This window comes from Syntrophomonas sp., assembly GCF_028707975.1.
Taxonomy (GTDB): domain Bacteria; phylum Bacillota; class Syntrophomonadia; order Syntrophomonadales; family Syntrophomonadaceae; genus Syntrophomonas.
This window is the reverse complement of sequence record NZ_JAQVZX010000023.1, coordinates 18,055-31,236: the sequence shown is the minus strand read 5'-3', so window position 1 is coordinate 31,236 and position 13,182 is coordinate 18,055. Positions and strand designations below refer to the sequence as shown.

The window sequence follows — 13,182 nt, the reverse complement described above, 5'->3', positions numbered from 1 at the left end:
AGCGCGGGATTTTCACTTAAAGGATACAGATGAGGGCTGGAACGAGGCTCATAATCTTCATTATAATTATGGTGATAATGTTGAGGTTCAGATAATTGATGTTTTCGATCTGGATGTTGTTGCCAGAAACTATAATCGGGATGAATGGGTTCATGATCCCAGTGGGCAGATTGAGGGGAAAGTTACTTGTAATAATTCACCTATTGGCAATGCTTGGGTTGAACTTTGGAATATGGAATATGCTGAGAGGTTTGATAAAACTAATTCATACGGAGAATTTCTCTTATCTGATGTGCCAGCAGGAGTACCCTATACATTAAGGGTTTTCGATTCCGAACATCAACAACTTGGGTTTCAAGAAAACATAAAAGTAATGCCTCAACAGCGCATATCAGGTCTGAACATTACTTTGGAGCTGATTCCGTTACCCTAAGCTTCAAAGGTGCCAGGTGCATGGCTCTTTTGCCAGGGAGACTGGGGGGACGTTTCGTTTGTCTTGTGCATCAGTCACCAACAACTGTACCTGTGGTTGCGTCCCTGTGGTTAGGATGGGGTAAATTAAATCATGGCAAAATTAACATGACAGGGGGTGTTTCCCCTGTCATGTCATTTATGGGGTTAGAGGATGGTGACTTTTACGGTTCTTATTCCCCATTTCAAAGCTTCCTGGTGGGTATCGAAGAAGAGATCGAGCCGGTTGCCTTTGATGGCGTTGCCCTGGTCAGCTGCAATACCGCTGCCATAGCCTTCGACATAGAGCCGGGTACCCATGGGGATTACTTTGGGGTCCACTGCTATAATGCCTCGGGCCAGAGGGTAGCCTAAGTAAGAGGGTTGTCCGCCATATGGAAAATTGCATTTGGCGCAGGGACAGTAGCCGGTTGTTACCATGCTAAGGGTTCTTTCTCCTCCACGGGAGACCGGGGTGTAGCTCGGGGTTGCTGAAGATAACCCCAGGGCTTGTCTGCTTTGTGGGCCTACGATTCCGTCAACCTGGAGTTTTTTGCTTTTTTGAAAGTTGATAACTGCATTATAGGTTTTAGCACCGAAAATTCCGTCTGCTGCTCCACACCAGAAGCCTTGATTATTCAGAGTTTTCTGTAATTGAACCACCGCATTTCCTCTGGATCCCCACTGTAGATTGGGTTCAGCCGCCATTGTATCATTGTTGTACAATAGCAGGACTCCCGATAAAATAACTGCCATAATCAATACTCGCTTTACTAAGTGCATAATTCCTCCTTTCGCTACTGGCGGACTTTCTTAACTATTTAAGAAATAACTCCCCGCCTCTAAGCTTGATTTTAGTTGAAAATGTTAAAATACTTCAAACGGTAGAAGAATGCTGTGATTGCGACAGAACGGAATCTCTCGAAAGTGGGACAAGGTATTGTAATTTATCCGGCAGAATAGTGGGTTAAACAGGGTGATGGTATATTGCGGCAAAGAATGTCGGCTATTAGCAGTGATGTAAAAACTCATCTTTATTGGGGAAAGGTCGCCGGAGAAGAGAAATTTGGCGCGTCTAAGCCGGCTTAGTCCAGGCCAAAGGTAAAAATTATGGAAGGCCAGCTAAATGGTTATAATTAGTCAATAGGCGGGCTCAGGTATTTGCTGGTAATATATCACGGGGACGGTCCCCTTGGCTGGCCTTCAAGCACCCATTAACTTTTTCATCGGTGGTTGTGCCCCCGGGGCATGGGGGGGTAATTAGAAAAACAAATGAGCCTGGTTTAATCCAAGGCTCATTGATGCTCTAATTTGTTTTAATATTTCTTGCTGATATTATTTTTAATTTTCTCATAAAATAAAGACGGAACTCTGATAAACTAGATGGCGCGCTGGACTTTGCCGGAACGCAGGCAACGGGTGCAGACATATATTTTTTTGGGTGATCCGTCAACTATTGCTTTGACTGGTTGAACATTGGGTTTCCATTGACGGTTGGTTCTTATATGGGAGTGGCTGTATTTTTTTCCAAAACCCACGCCTTTCCCGCAAATATCACATTTAGCCATTTTTTTGCCCCCTCTCTTAAACCGTGCACCTAAACATTGTACCAAAAGAGGTAGTAAAGGGCAAGAAGAAGGAATAATAATTGGCTTGTAGAATTATGATTATACTGGCAGCTAAGCAAATAATCCGTTTAGGAGGGGATATAAATGATTAAAATCAAGACTAATGAATGGGGTAATATTGATATTGAAAAGGAAGTTATAGAGACCATTGCCGGTTTGGCAACGGTAGATTGTTATGGATTGGTTGGTATGGTCCCCATTGACTGGCAAAGTGGAATTACTAGTATTTTAGGGTTGGAATCAATCCGCAAAGGGGTGCTGGTTCGCTCCGGCGAAGAGGGTTTGATTATTGATGTTCATGTTATCGTGGGCTATGGCATCAAGATTAGTGAAGTAGCGAGCAATGTCATTCAAAAAGTGGCCTATGTTGTCCAGAATAATACTGGTTTGAAAGTCGTTGCGGTCAATGTTAATGTAAAAGGGATAAAAGTTTTGACGGGGAAATAGGGGAGGATATTAGATTTGAGTTTGCTTAAGATTAATGGCAGCGACCTGATAAGGGGAGTGAAATCAGGTTGTATTAAGCTGGAGCATGAGCGAGACCGGGTAGATGCTCTGAATGTCTTTCCGGTGCCGGATGGAGACACGGGCACCAATATGTACTTAACCCTTTTGTCTGCGGTTAAAGAAGGCGAAAAGAGTCAGGGGCAGTCCTTGGCAGCAGTAGCAAAAGCTATTTCTACCGGTTCTTTGATGGGCGCGCGGGGCAATTCCGGGGTAATTCTATCGCAAGTTTTTCGAGGTTTTGCTAAATTAATGGAGGGTAAGGAGCAGGCCACAGCGCTGGATCTGGCCCTGGCCATTAAAACGGGAGCAAATACGGCTTATGAGGCGGTAATGAAACCGGTTGAAGGTACCATTCTGACGGTAGCCCGGGAGGTGGCCCGAGCTGCTGAAGCCGAAGCCAAAAAGGATCCAGATATAGTGCGGACAATGCTGGCGGCCATCAAGGACGGTCATCAGACCTTGCAGAAAACACCGATGATGCTCCCTATCCTGAAGGAAGCCGGGGTGGTTGATGCAGGCGGGCAGGGTCTCATGATTTTCTTCGAAGGAATGCTGGAAGGGTTGGTTCAGGATCAGGACATCATGCTGCAAAGCTATAAGAAACAGGAAGCGGTAAGATTACAGGATAAGCGGGTTGATAAAGTTTTAACTCTGGATTTCCAATATTGTACCGAAACCCTTATAAAGGGAAATAATCTTGAACCCACGGAGATAAAAGAGCATCTGGCCCCACTGGGTGATTCTATGCTGGTGGTGGGTGGTGATGAGTTGGTTAAAGTGCATATTCATTCCAATCATCCCGGGAAGGTGCTGGAATCCTGTCTGCAATGGGGAAGCTTGTCCGATATAAAAATTAACAATATGTTGGATGAAGTGCACGAGCATAGGGATAACTGGCCTCGATTGAATGATGAACTGGCGGCAGCTAGCAAGATATTGAAGAAGATTGGTCTGGTGGCCGTTGGAGCAGGATCAGGGGTTGTTCAGATCCTGCAGAACCTGGGTGTCGATGTGGTGGTTGAAGGCGGGCAAACCATGAATCCCAGTATCGAGGATATTTTAAATGCTTGCAAAGAGGTGCAGGCGCCAAGTGTGATCGTTTTACCTAATAATAGCAACATTATAATGGCCGCAGAACAAGCCAAACAGCTCAGCGATAAACCGGTTGCAGTGGTTCCGAGCAGATCAGTAATGCAGGCTATCACTGCTCTGATTGCTTTTAATCCTGAACTTCCTCTCGAGGAAGTAGCCCGAGCTATGATGGAAGAGATGAAACAGGTAAAATATGGCGAGGTTACCTATGCGGTCAGGGATTCCCGGCTGAATGGCCTGGAAATAAAAAATGGGGATATCATTGGTCTCATAGAAGATAAAATAAGCGTTACTGCCGGTAGTGCCAGCGAGGCGGTACTAAAGCTCTTGGAGATAATGGTCGATGAGGATAGTGAGTTGATTACCTTTTTCTACGGGGAAGATGTTACGGAAGAAGAGGCTGGAAGTTTAAAGGAGCAAATAATTAAAAATTTCCCGGATTGTGAAGTGGATTTTCATTTTGGCGGGCAGCCTCATTATCGCTACTTGCTATCGGTGGAATAATATAGTATATTGAGTAAAATTTGTTAAAATATAATAGTCTTTTTTAAGCATTATAATACTACTGGCTTTGTAGCTGGTAGTTTTTTTATCGCCAATTTTGCTGTTTTTGTTTTTGTACTTAAACTTCCATGCTCCAAAATCAATAGTGACCAAAGGGAGTATCAGCAGTACCAGAAGGGCGGAGGACTCAAGCAGGGATGAAAAGTATCCTCACCCCTCACTTTTATAATTATTTAGGAGGGAAAAAAAGTGGAGAATAAATTGGATAGCAAAGAAGCTATAGAGCGAATAAAGTTTGAAGTTGGCCAGGAAATGGGCTTATCCAAGTCATCAGAAAAAAACCAGAAAAATATTAAGCAGTAATGAAAATACTTCTAGCATATAAGTTTCATCCGGGGAAAAAATAAAACTACACCAAGCGAAGGAGGTGAAACAAAAATGGCTAGAAACAACCAGCTTTTAGTTCCCCAGGCCAGAACCGCTATGGATAATTTCAAAATGGAAGCTGCTGGAGAGGTTGGTGTTAGCCTGAAGCAGGGTTACAATGGAGACCTGACTTCTAAGCAAGCTGGGAGCATCGGCGGACAAATGGTTAAGAAAATGATTTATGATTATCAGCAGAGGGCTTCTGGAAAGGTTTAAGGCCGAATTCTACCCCTAAACCTAATCCAGTACCCCCAAAAAAGTGAACTAAGGTAACTAAATAATTATACTATTGTTAACAAGCGGATTAAATATATATCCGCTTGTTTTCATTAATACTGCTTCATTTGAAATGTATTAATATATCAATATGCATCAAAATTCAACTATAATCAAAAATTATTTTGCTAAAACTTCATGCCATTCCCCCTCATTTTACGTAGCATAGAGTAGTAGCTGTTCTTTAGATATACCTGGAAAGAGGGAGCGGGCTACCCCCATGGAAATGATACGGGTCGTGTTCTCAATAATCTCGTCAATTTCTTTCGGGGTCACTCCCAGACTACCTCCAAAGGGACTAAGTATTTCTTTTACTGTATTCAGTGAAGTAGTTTCGTTGAACGGAGCACCGATACTAAAGCAGAAATTTTTCACTGCTTCATTAGCAATTATTGCTGCATTAACTATGGTGGGGCAACCAATGGCTATAACAGGTACGCCCAGCTCTTGTTGGGTAATGGCATGACGAGCGTTGCCTATCCCGGAACCGGGTTGGATTCCGGTATTGCACATTTGTATGCTGGTTCCGATACGCTTGACATCCTGGGCCGCCAGGGCATCAACAGCTACCAGAAGGGCTGGTTGAACTTTTTCCACTATTCCTTTAATTACATCGAAAGTTTCCAGACCGGTGATTCCCAATACTCCCGGTGCTATGCCGCAAGTGGGCCGCATTCCCTCTACCAGGGCATCCGGGGCATAACTGTGATAATGGCGGGTAATGGGGCTGTATTCAATAAATTTTGGGCCCAGCGCATCAGCGGTGGCTCTCCAGTTGCCCAGTCCCACCAGTAAAACTGTATCCTGGGGTTTTAATTGCTCTCCTACCAGGGTATGCATGCTTGCTTCCATGGCTTCCACTATTTCATCATTTACATAAGGATCGTTTATCTTTAGAGGAGGGGATTCTATGGTTACATAAGTACCGATTGGACGTCCCATTTTTTCGGCTCCATTTTGGTCAAGAATGCTTATGGTGGTTACTTTGATGTTTTTTAATTGTTTGATATCTTCTTTAACACCAGGTATTTCTTGATCGCTGGCACCCCTGACCAGATCACGTGCTTCTATTGCCATGTCTACATAGATATTGAATTCCCGGTTTATCATATTGACTACCTCCTATGGATTTATTATCCGTTTTGTAAAGAATAAATATTCATAAAATATCCTTCTGGCAAGTAAAAATGGCGACTGTACAGTCGCCATTTTTGGGGAGAGGAGAATTTTGTAAAGTTGTTGGGGAGGGTTTGTTACCAGATTTCTCTCTGGTAATTATATAATTACCCGTTATTAGATTTTATATACAATTTTTTTAAAAATATTTTTCCTTGTTTTCTTGTTTCCCCCCAGGAATCATTTTTATGTTAAAATAAACTGTGGTAAAAAAGGGCAAACGATGTCTAAGAGCGAATAAGTAATTTAGAGGGAGTAAAATTGAGAGTAATTGGAGGAATAGCCCGGGGAAGGCATTTAAAGGCTCCCCCCGGAATGAATACCAGACCGATTACAGACAGAATAAAGGAAAGTCTTTTTAATATAATTGCTTCAGGTATAGAAGGTGCTACGCTACTCGATCTCTTTGCTGGAAGCGGCAGTGTGGGTATTGAAGCCTTGAGCCGGAGGGCTAAATGGGTTGGCTTTATCGATAACAAGCGGGAGGCAGTCAATACTATAAAGGCCAATCTTGATAATTGTGGTTTTTCCGGAAACTACGAAATATTTCGCAACGATGTCTTTAAGGCTGTGGAGATGCTGCGCAGAAGGGGTCTGCACTTTGATTATATTTATGTAGATCCTCCCTTTACCAAGGTGAAGATTTTTGACCTGATAATAGATGTTTTGGATAAAGCAGAGCTTTTGGACGAAAAAGGCATAGTGATAATTCGGACGCCACGGAAAAAAAGCCTGCCGGAAAGCTTGGATAGATTGGAGCGATATCGCTTAAATCATTACGGAGAGTCGAGTTTACACTACTATCGCCTGGATAAGGAGGGGCAGGGGTATGATGGAGATATTCAGGATCCTGGACGAAATGGAGCAGATGGTAAAGAATAGCAAAAAAGTTCCTTTGATGAGTGGTAAGGTCTTGGTAGAAAGCCATCGCTTTCTGGATCGGCTGGACAGAATGCGGGCAATTTTACCGGAGGATCTGGAGACAGCCCGGATTCTACTGGCAGAAAAGGAACGGATAGTTAAGGAGGCCTGCGCGGAAGCGGAAACCGTTATGGAACATTCAAGGGATCGGGTGGCGCGTATGGTCGATGACAACGAGATTACCCGAAATGCTATGAAAATGGCGGAAGACATAATAGCCAAGGCCGAGCAGGTTGCCAATGAGATCCGCCGGGATGCAGATGAATACGCGGATGGCTTGCTTTCCCATATGGAAATCGTATTGAAAAAGGGTCTGGATGCTGTGCAGCAGGGTAAAGAAGCTATGAGGCAGGAATAGGTGGATTTTTGCTTTACCAGGAATAACCGTAAGATCCGGGAGTTATCCCGGGATAATTTAATTTCTTCCGGGCAAGAGACTGGTAGCGACCATAATAGTCAGGAGCAGGAGACAGGCTAAAAGGCAGGCAATGGAGATGCTCCAGGCATCAAAGGAGTATAAGGCTTTGTGGTAGGGCAGGGATAAGGAGAGAACACTCTGCTGCCCGGATGCCAGGAGCTTGTAGGCGAAAGCTGTTATAATAACGGATAAAAACATTTGCAGCAGGCGGGAGTATAAATAAAACGAGAGTTTTACCGGGGTGCCCACCATAATGCCCATTACCTGGGCGATAATGGAGAGGCCGCTCCAAGCCAGTATGCAGCTGACCGCTAGCAGTTGGGGCAAGATATTAGCGGGGGAGGCAGCGGTTATAGCTCTGGTACCAATGGTAATTTCGAATAATCCCATTAACCAGCCATAGATAAGTTCATAGGAAAGATTAAATATAGAGAATATCTTTAATAGAAAAAGGGCCAGGAGGTCAATTATACCCCAGAAGGAGAACATCTTCGTTATTACGGAAAATAGAATAATGAAGCCAGCAATAGCCAGAACATTGTTCAGGCTATTTTTTATCGCATCACTCAGGAGTTTTCCTGGACCGCGGTAATTTTTTCTTGCTTCCGCCATGGCCTGGGATAATTCTTGGGCCAAGGGGGGACGAGATATATTCCGTAAGGGTTTCTTGGCTTTTAGCCCCCAGAACATACCGACTATTAGGTTAGACAAATAATGAGACAGGGCCAAAATGTACCCCAGGAGGGGGGAACCAAACATTCCGACTCCTACCGCTCCGATGATAAAAAGGGGGCCGCAGTTGTTGGTGAAAGAAAGCAGGCGCGATGCTTCTTCGCCGCTAATCATATTTTCGTCGTAGAGTTTCTTGCTCAGGATTGCACCTACGGGAAAACCGGAGGTGAACCCCATGGCCACTACCAGTGAGCTGCAACCGGGCAGATTGAAAAGCGGTCGCATTATCGGTTCCAGCAATACCCCTAGTATCTTGGGAACGCCCAGGTTAACCAGTAGTTCAGCCACGATAAAGAAGGGGAGAAGGGCGGGTACAATTATGGAAAACCATAGTTTGAAACCGCCAGAAGCGGCATTTACCGTTTCCTGTGGGTTAAGCAGCATGAAAACTGCCAAAAATAGTATTATAATAAGAAAAAAAAGCCGGGAATAATTGCCCATGCTATACCTCCATAAGGGCGGGCATGGGGACGGTTCTTTTGCCCGCACTGCATGCCATACCTCCATTAGGGGTGAGGAGTGAGGGGTTATGTTATAGCAGGTAGATTCATAATGCTTAAGGGATTACCTTAGCAACTCGAGCACCCCGGGAAGTTCAAATTTATGATTTTAATGCAAATACAAAACCCTTTTGTTGCATAAGGGTTTTGTATAAATATACAAAGCGAGCGTTGGCGAAGCATGGATGCAACACTAAGGTTTTGGTGAGCAGGCGCAAGGGGGCGAGCGACAGGATGTCGCAAGAGCGCTTCACCCCGCGGGTACGCCTGGTGTTCCACCCTGCGGGTGTGTCACTATTAAGGTTGCCTCCCATGGACGGGAGATTAGCGCGGTACCCCTTTCGCCGCAAGACAAGCCGCGGTTGTTGCCCATGCGTAGACTGCGAGCGGTATATTTTATGGAAACGAATGCATATTAATAACTTTTTGCAGTGATATCACAAGTATATTTCAATACAGGGATTTAGCTGATTATAGATAATATATTAAAGATATACTTTGCTTATAACCAGGTGACAAGAGAAGCGTTCTCTTGACAAGTGTCCTTATGAAAACATGCTGTCAGCAAGAAGGAGGTAGGAAAATGCTGGATGATAAGTTCAGACCCCGGGTAGCCCTGGTGCTGGGAGCGGGAAGTGCGCGTGGACTGGCACATATTGGGGTAATCGAGATTCTTAAGGAAAATCATATTCCTTTTGATTTTATTGTGGGAAGCAGCATGGGTGCTATGATTGGTGGTATATTTGCCGCTGGGGCAGACATCAAGATGCTGGACCGCATGCTGGAAAATATGGACACCAGTATTTTCTATGATGTGCATCTTCCCCGCCTGGGTTTCATGTCCGGCAAAAAAATCAAGACTTTTATCGAATTGATGACCAAGAAAAAAAGCTTTGCTGAACTGGACCTGCCTCTTCTGGCCGTGGCTACTGACCTCATGTCCGGGGAAGGGGTGGTTTTGGAAGAGGGCTCGGTGGCTGAAGCTATCAGGGCCAGTATCTCTATTCCGGGTATTTTTACCCCGGTGCGGCAGGAGGGAATGATACTGGTGGATGGGGCGGTGGCTGACCGCTTGCCGATTGAGGTGGCGCGCAGCCGGGGAGCTGATATTATAATCGCTGTGGATGTAACCTTCGGTCCGGGGAAAAACACTAGTATCCTAAATACCATGGATGTAATTATGGCTTCGCTGGATATAATGGCCAAACAACAATTCGATTTGGTTCATCCTGGTGCTGATATTCTCATACAGCCGCTGGTGGGGTCTTTTCAACCGGGAGATTTTGATAAATCGCGTCAAATCGTAGACCAGGGACGAATTGCTGCTGAGCAGAAGGTTGAGGAAATACTGGAAAAAATTATGGCCCGAGCAGCGGCGAAAATAACTCTTTTATAGCAGCTTTTAGATTTCCCTTCTGTGTCACCACTTGCTGTAGCCCGTAATTCGTCACAGTAAGCAAGGTACTCATCGTCAGCTTTTTCAATCACGCAAAATACCTCTACCTTTTTCACGCTATCACCTCTCTGGTAATATTATATCCCAGAACCTTGCTGTTTTTCCAGCAAATCGTATGTTGACTCCACTGCAAAAAAACCTTTTTGTTGCATAAGGGTTGCATGAATATACAAAACGCTGGTGAAGGTGAAAGCGGGCGGTCGAAGACCGCCCCTACAATGCCTTGCGGTCGCTAGTTGTTGCGCCTGATTCGGAACGACACGGGGGTCGTTCCCTACACACCCTGCGGGCACTTCTGGTGCTCTCTGCGGTCGCTTTTAAGGTTGCACCCTGCGGGCACTTCTGGTGCTCTCTGCGGTCGCTTTTAAGGTTGCACCCTGCGGGCACTTCTGGTGCTCCCTGCGGTCGCTTTTAAGGTTGCTGAGCGGTATATTTATGTGCACTAATGCGTATTCATTACTTTTTGCAGTGACATCTATGTTACAACTTAAGTGCCTGGCACCATTGGGGGCAAGATTACCGGTGAGGTGGTAAAGTCGCGACCGCCCCGGCGGGTTGCCGGGGAAGGGAAGAGCAAGCTGTAAACATCGGTTGCCCGGCTGTCCAGACTTATCATATCTGCCAGCGCTGTTCCCTGATTTTCGTCACAGGCTCGCTTCATTTCGCTGCCACGACTGAATATTTTTAACTTCGATTTAATTTTTATTTTTTGCAGGATTTTCTGACCTTTTGCAGAAAAACCTAAGATATGTAGATACTGTGGACCATGCTGGTCGTACAGTTCAATTTGGTTCTTTGAAAGAGCAAAGAGTGTGTACAATAGAGTCCGGTTGATTCGAGTCAGGCTGTAACGTTTGGATTTGATGCACTGTCGGAGTTCCTCCAGGGTACCGCAAGAATTAGCCGCTTCTTTAATCCGGAATTCCAGGCCCTCAGATACTTCGTAAATCCCTTTAAGGTAATTCGTTGAAATAAGACGCAGGTTTACCATGATGGCTTGGTCCAGGTTATCGGGTCCAATTGCTGCCCGGCCCAGAGATATTTCCCGCTGTAATATTTCCTCTGTGGCTGGAGGTACGCTGCTGGTGATTTTTTCCCAGCTCAAGTTCTGGTACAGGGCTTGGCGAATGGCCCTGGCACTGGAGAATGGGGATAAATCACTACTATGGAAGGACGAGCCCTGGCGCGGAATGGTCAAGGGAACCAGGGGAATACCCTCTTCTTCAATAACCCGAAGGTATTCGAGGCCCAGTATGTTATTGGGACCAGGAAGGATCTCCTGGAGTTCTTTCTTGTCTGCTCCCATAAATTCCTGCAGAGCCAGGGAGCGGGCCAGGGGAAAGCTCAAACCTCGGGAAAGTCCTTTCTTGAGAATAGCTTTATAGCTTTCTGGTTCATGGGCCAGTATCCCGGCTATCTTTTGCAGCAGGGAAAGTTGGCCGCTCTCACTGCCAAAAGCCAGGTGAGTGACCACTCCGGTGCGCTGTAAAAGCTGCACTGCCCCCCGCGCAAAATAGTAAGCGCTGCGGGTGGCAAAGCAAAAAGGAAGCTCGATCAGCAAATCCACGCCAGCGTTCAAAGCCATCTCCGCCCGGGCCCATTTGTCACAGAGAGCAGGTTCACCCCTTTGTAAAAAATTACCACTCATTACGGCGATGGTGGCGGAGAAATCGCCCTGTTGCCGGGATTTTTCCAGCAGGTAAAGGTGGCCATTATGGAAGGGATTGTATTCTGCTACTATACCTAAAACTGCCATAGCCCAATTCTCCTGTTCATTTTCTAGTATCATAAATTTTACCACCAGCTATTCATTTATGCTAGAATGTATGAGGAGAGTCTGAGCGTACATAATGTAATTAAAAACAAGGAGGTAAAAGGATGGATCTCATAGCACAAATCAAAGAAAAAGCAGCAAAAAATGTCAAGACTATTGTTCTTCCTGAAGGAACCGAGGAAAGAACAATTCAAGCTATCAAGGGTATTATTGATAGCAAGGTGGCTCATCCCATTCTTCTGGGCGACGAAGGAGCAATCAAGGGCCTGGCCAGTAAAATTGGGGCGGACATCTCCGGAGCCGAAATCATCAGCCCGGAAAAAGCTCCATTTTTTGATGATTTTGTACAGGCTTTTTATGAAATGCGCAAGTCAAAGGGCGTTGACCTGGATAAAGCTAAAGCCACCATGCTCGATCCCCTCTTTTTTGCATCGATGATGGTTAAAATGGACAAGGCTGATGGTGAGGTTGCCGGAGCGGAAAATACTACCGGCAATGTTTTGCGGCCCGCTCTCCAGATAATTAAGACTTCTCCCGGCATCTCCGCCGTATCAGGCGCTTTTATTATGATCGTTCCCAACTGCCCTTATGGTGACAACGGAGTATTTGTATTCGCCGACTGTGCCGTTACCATTGATCCTACTGCGGCGCAGATGGCCGAATTTGCCAAGGCTTCAGTGGGGACCGCTGTTGACCTTTGCGGAATGAAGGATCCAAAAATCGGTATGCTTTCCTTCTCCACCAAGGGTAGTGCCAGCCATGAACTGGTAGATAAGGTGGTTCAGGCAACTGCTATTGCCAGAGAAAAGTTCCCCGAACTGAAGGTTGACGGAGAATTCCAATTGGATGCCGCTATAGTTCCTAGTGTAGGCGCCTCCAAGGCTCCGGGCAGCCCGGTAGCAGGTGACTGCAATGTGCTTATCTTCCCGGACATCCAGGCAGGAAACATTGGCTACAAACTGGTGCAGAGAACAGCCAAGGCTGAAGCTATTGGTCCGATTCTGCAGGGAATCGCCAAGCCGGTCAACGACCTTTCCAGAGGGTGCAGCGTAGAGGATGTCGTTAATGTAGTGGCTATGACGGCAGTAAGAGCATAAGTAATTACTCTAAAAGGCCGGTGATTAACCTTCTTCTTTAGGAAGAGGTAGCAAGTCCAGCGAATTAGCGAAGGTAGGGAAACACTGGCCAGTGTTTCCCTGCTCTAGACTTTAATGTGCGGACTTTTTCACAAAATCCAACTTGTACGAAACCAGGTTTAATTTAAAAGCGTGGCTCTTTATTTTCAGCATTTAATCAAAGCAGCCCATAGTATCGTTTTTTCT

At 45.5% G+C, this 13,182-nt stretch carries 12 protein-coding genes and 2 pseudogenes; 8 read left to right on the top strand and 6 right to left on the bottom strand.

Going from position 1 to position 13,182, the window contains the following annotated elements:
• Nucleotides 1–433: carboxypeptidase-like regulatory domain-containing protein (locus PHP87_RS05105; RefSeq protein ID WP_299919193.1), on the top strand; the 433-nt coding region annotated here is incomplete at its 5' end.
• A gap of 185 nt (nucleotides 434–618) precedes the next feature.
• Here PHP87_RS05105 and PHP87_RS05100 read toward each other — a convergent pair.
• From PHP87_RS05100 to rpmB, 3 genes and pseudogenes are all read right to left on the bottom strand, one after another.
• Nucleotides 619–798 (bottom strand): annotated as a pseudogene (locus PHP87_RS05100) (3D domain-containing protein); the annotation flags it as partial.
• Nucleotides 799–966: 168 nt separating this feature from the next.
• Nucleotides 967–1,158 (bottom strand): annotated as a pseudogene (locus PHP87_RS05095) (peptidoglycan-binding domain-containing protein); the annotation flags it as partial.
• Between the two features lie 671 nt (nucleotides 1,159–1,829).
• The gene (gene rpmB, locus PHP87_RS05090) at nucleotides 1,830–2,018 is read right to left on the bottom strand and encodes a 50S ribosomal protein L28 (protein WP_299919191.1); all 189 of its coding nucleotides are present in this window, start codon (nucleotides 2,016–2,018) and stop codon (nucleotides 1,830–1,832) included.
• Between the two features lie 144 nt (nucleotides 2,019–2,162).
• Between rpmB and PHP87_RS05085 the strand changes: the two genes are divergently transcribed.
• The 3 genes from PHP87_RS05085 to PHP87_RS05075 all read left to right on the top strand — a co-directional run bounded on the left by PHP87_RS05085 (nucleotide 2,163) and on the right by PHP87_RS05075 (nucleotide 4,823).
• Nucleotides 2,163–2,525 carry an Asp23/Gls24 family envelope stress response protein gene (locus PHP87_RS05085; RefSeq protein ID WP_299919189.1) on the top strand — a complete coding sequence of 121 codons (363 nt, stop codon included), beginning with the start codon at nucleotides 2,163–2,165 and terminating at the stop codon, nucleotides 2,523–2,525.
• Nucleotides 2,526–2,540: 15 nt separating this feature from the next.
• Nucleotides 2,541–4,181 carry a DAK2 domain-containing protein gene (locus tag PHP87_RS05080; RefSeq protein ID WP_299919187.1) on the top strand — a complete coding sequence of 547 codons (1,641 nt, stop codon included), beginning with the start codon at nucleotides 2,541–2,543 and terminating at the stop codon, nucleotides 4,179–4,181.
• A gap of 438 nt (nucleotides 4,182–4,619) precedes the next feature.
• On the top strand, nucleotides 4,620–4,823 hold the full coding sequence (locus PHP87_RS05075; protein ID WP_299919183.1) for an alpha/beta-type small acid-soluble spore protein: 204 nt from the start codon (nucleotides 4,620–4,622) through the stop codon (nucleotides 4,821–4,823).
• Nucleotides 4,824–5,039: 216 nt separating this feature from the next.
• Here PHP87_RS05075 and gpr read toward each other — a convergent pair whose 3' ends face one another.
• The gene (gene gpr, locus PHP87_RS05070) at nucleotides 5,040–5,993 is read right to left on the bottom strand and encodes a GPR endopeptidase (RefSeq protein WP_299919181.1); all 954 of its coding nucleotides are present in this window, start codon (nucleotides 5,991–5,993) and stop codon (nucleotides 5,040–5,042) included.
• A 327-nt stretch (nucleotides 5,994–6,320) separates the two neighbouring features.
• On the opposite strand from gpr, the gene rsmD reads away from it, so the two are divergent.
• Together rsmD and PHP87_RS05060 are read left to right on the top strand one after the other, a co-directional pair.
• Nucleotides 6,321–6,941 (top strand): 16S rRNA (guanine(966)-N(2))-methyltransferase RsmD, encoded by a 621-nt coding sequence (gene rsmD / locus PHP87_RS05065; protein WP_299919179.1) that lies wholly within the window; start codon nucleotides 6,321–6,323, stop codon nucleotides 6,939–6,941.
• Complete coding sequence (locus tag PHP87_RS05060) at nucleotides 6,889–7,338, top strand: ATPase (RefSeq protein ID WP_299919178.1); 450 nt, start codon at nucleotides 6,889–6,891, stop codon at nucleotides 7,336–7,338. Before rsmD ends, PHP87_RS05060 begins: the two co-directional genes overlap by 53 nt.
• Nucleotides 7,339–7,395: 57 nt before the next feature.
• Here the strand turns inward: PHP87_RS05060 and ylbJ are convergent, their stop codons facing one another.
• Entirely contained in the window at nucleotides 7,396–8,571 is a 1,176-nt protein-coding gene (gene ylbJ / locus PHP87_RS05055) for a sporulation integral membrane protein YlbJ (protein ID WP_299919176.1), read from the bottom strand.
• Between the two features lie 642 nt (nucleotides 8,572–9,213).
• Between ylbJ and PHP87_RS05050 the strand changes: the two genes are divergently transcribed.
• Complete coding sequence (locus tag PHP87_RS05050; protein WP_299919174.1) at nucleotides 9,214–10,026, top strand: patatin-like phospholipase family protein; 813 nt, start codon at nucleotides 9,214–9,216, stop codon at nucleotides 10,024–10,026.
• Nucleotides 10,027–10,573: 547 nt separating this feature from the next.
• Here PHP87_RS05050 and PHP87_RS05045 read toward each other — a convergent pair.
• On the bottom strand, nucleotides 10,574–11,875 hold the full coding sequence (locus tag PHP87_RS05045; protein ID WP_299919171.1) for a nucleotidyltransferase: 1,302 nt from the start codon (nucleotides 11,873–11,875) through the stop codon (nucleotides 10,574–10,576).
• A gap of 89 nt (nucleotides 11,876–11,964) precedes the next feature.
• On the opposite strand from PHP87_RS05045, the gene pta reads away from it, so the two are divergent.
• Nucleotides 11,965–12,957, top strand: a complete 993-nt coding sequence (pta, locus tag PHP87_RS05040; RefSeq protein ID WP_299919168.1) for a phosphate acetyltransferase — start codon at nucleotides 11,965–11,967, stop codon at nucleotides 12,955–12,957.
• Nucleotides 12,958–13,182 lie beyond the last annotated feature (225 nt).

Coding starts and splice junctions, on each gene's coding strand:
- PHP87_RS05075 (WP_299919183.1), top strand. CDS start 4,620: ATGGCTAGAAACAACCAGCTTTTAGTTCCCCAGGCCAGAACCGCTATG.
- PHP87_RS05045 (WP_299919171.1), bottom strand. CDS start 11,875: ATGATACTAGAAAATGAACAGGAGAATTGGGCTATGGCAGTTTTAGGT.
- PHP87_RS05085 (WP_299919189.1), top strand. CDS start 2,163: ATGATTAAAATCAAGACTAATGAATGGGGTAATATTGATATTGAAAAG.
- rpmB (WP_299919191.1), bottom strand. CDS start 2,018: ATGGCTAAATGTGATATTTGCGGGAAAGGCGTGGGTTTTGGAAAAAAA.
- ylbJ (WP_299919176.1), bottom strand. CDS start 8,571: ATGGGCAATTATTCCCGGCTTTTTTTTCTTATTATAATACTATTTTTG.
- PHP87_RS05050 (WP_299919174.1), top strand. CDS start 9,214: ATGCTGGATGATAAGTTCAGACCCCGGGTAGCCCTGGTGCTGGGAGCG.
- pta (WP_299919168.1), top strand. CDS start 11,965: ATGGATCTCATAGCACAAATCAAAGAAAAAGCAGCAAAAAATGTCAAG.
- PHP87_RS05060 (WP_299919178.1), top strand. CDS start 6,889: ATGATGGAGATATTCAGGATCCTGGACGAAATGGAGCAGATGGTAAAG.
- gpr (WP_299919181.1), bottom strand. CDS start 5,993: ATGATAAACCGGGAATTCAATATCTATGTAGACATGGCAATAGAAGCA.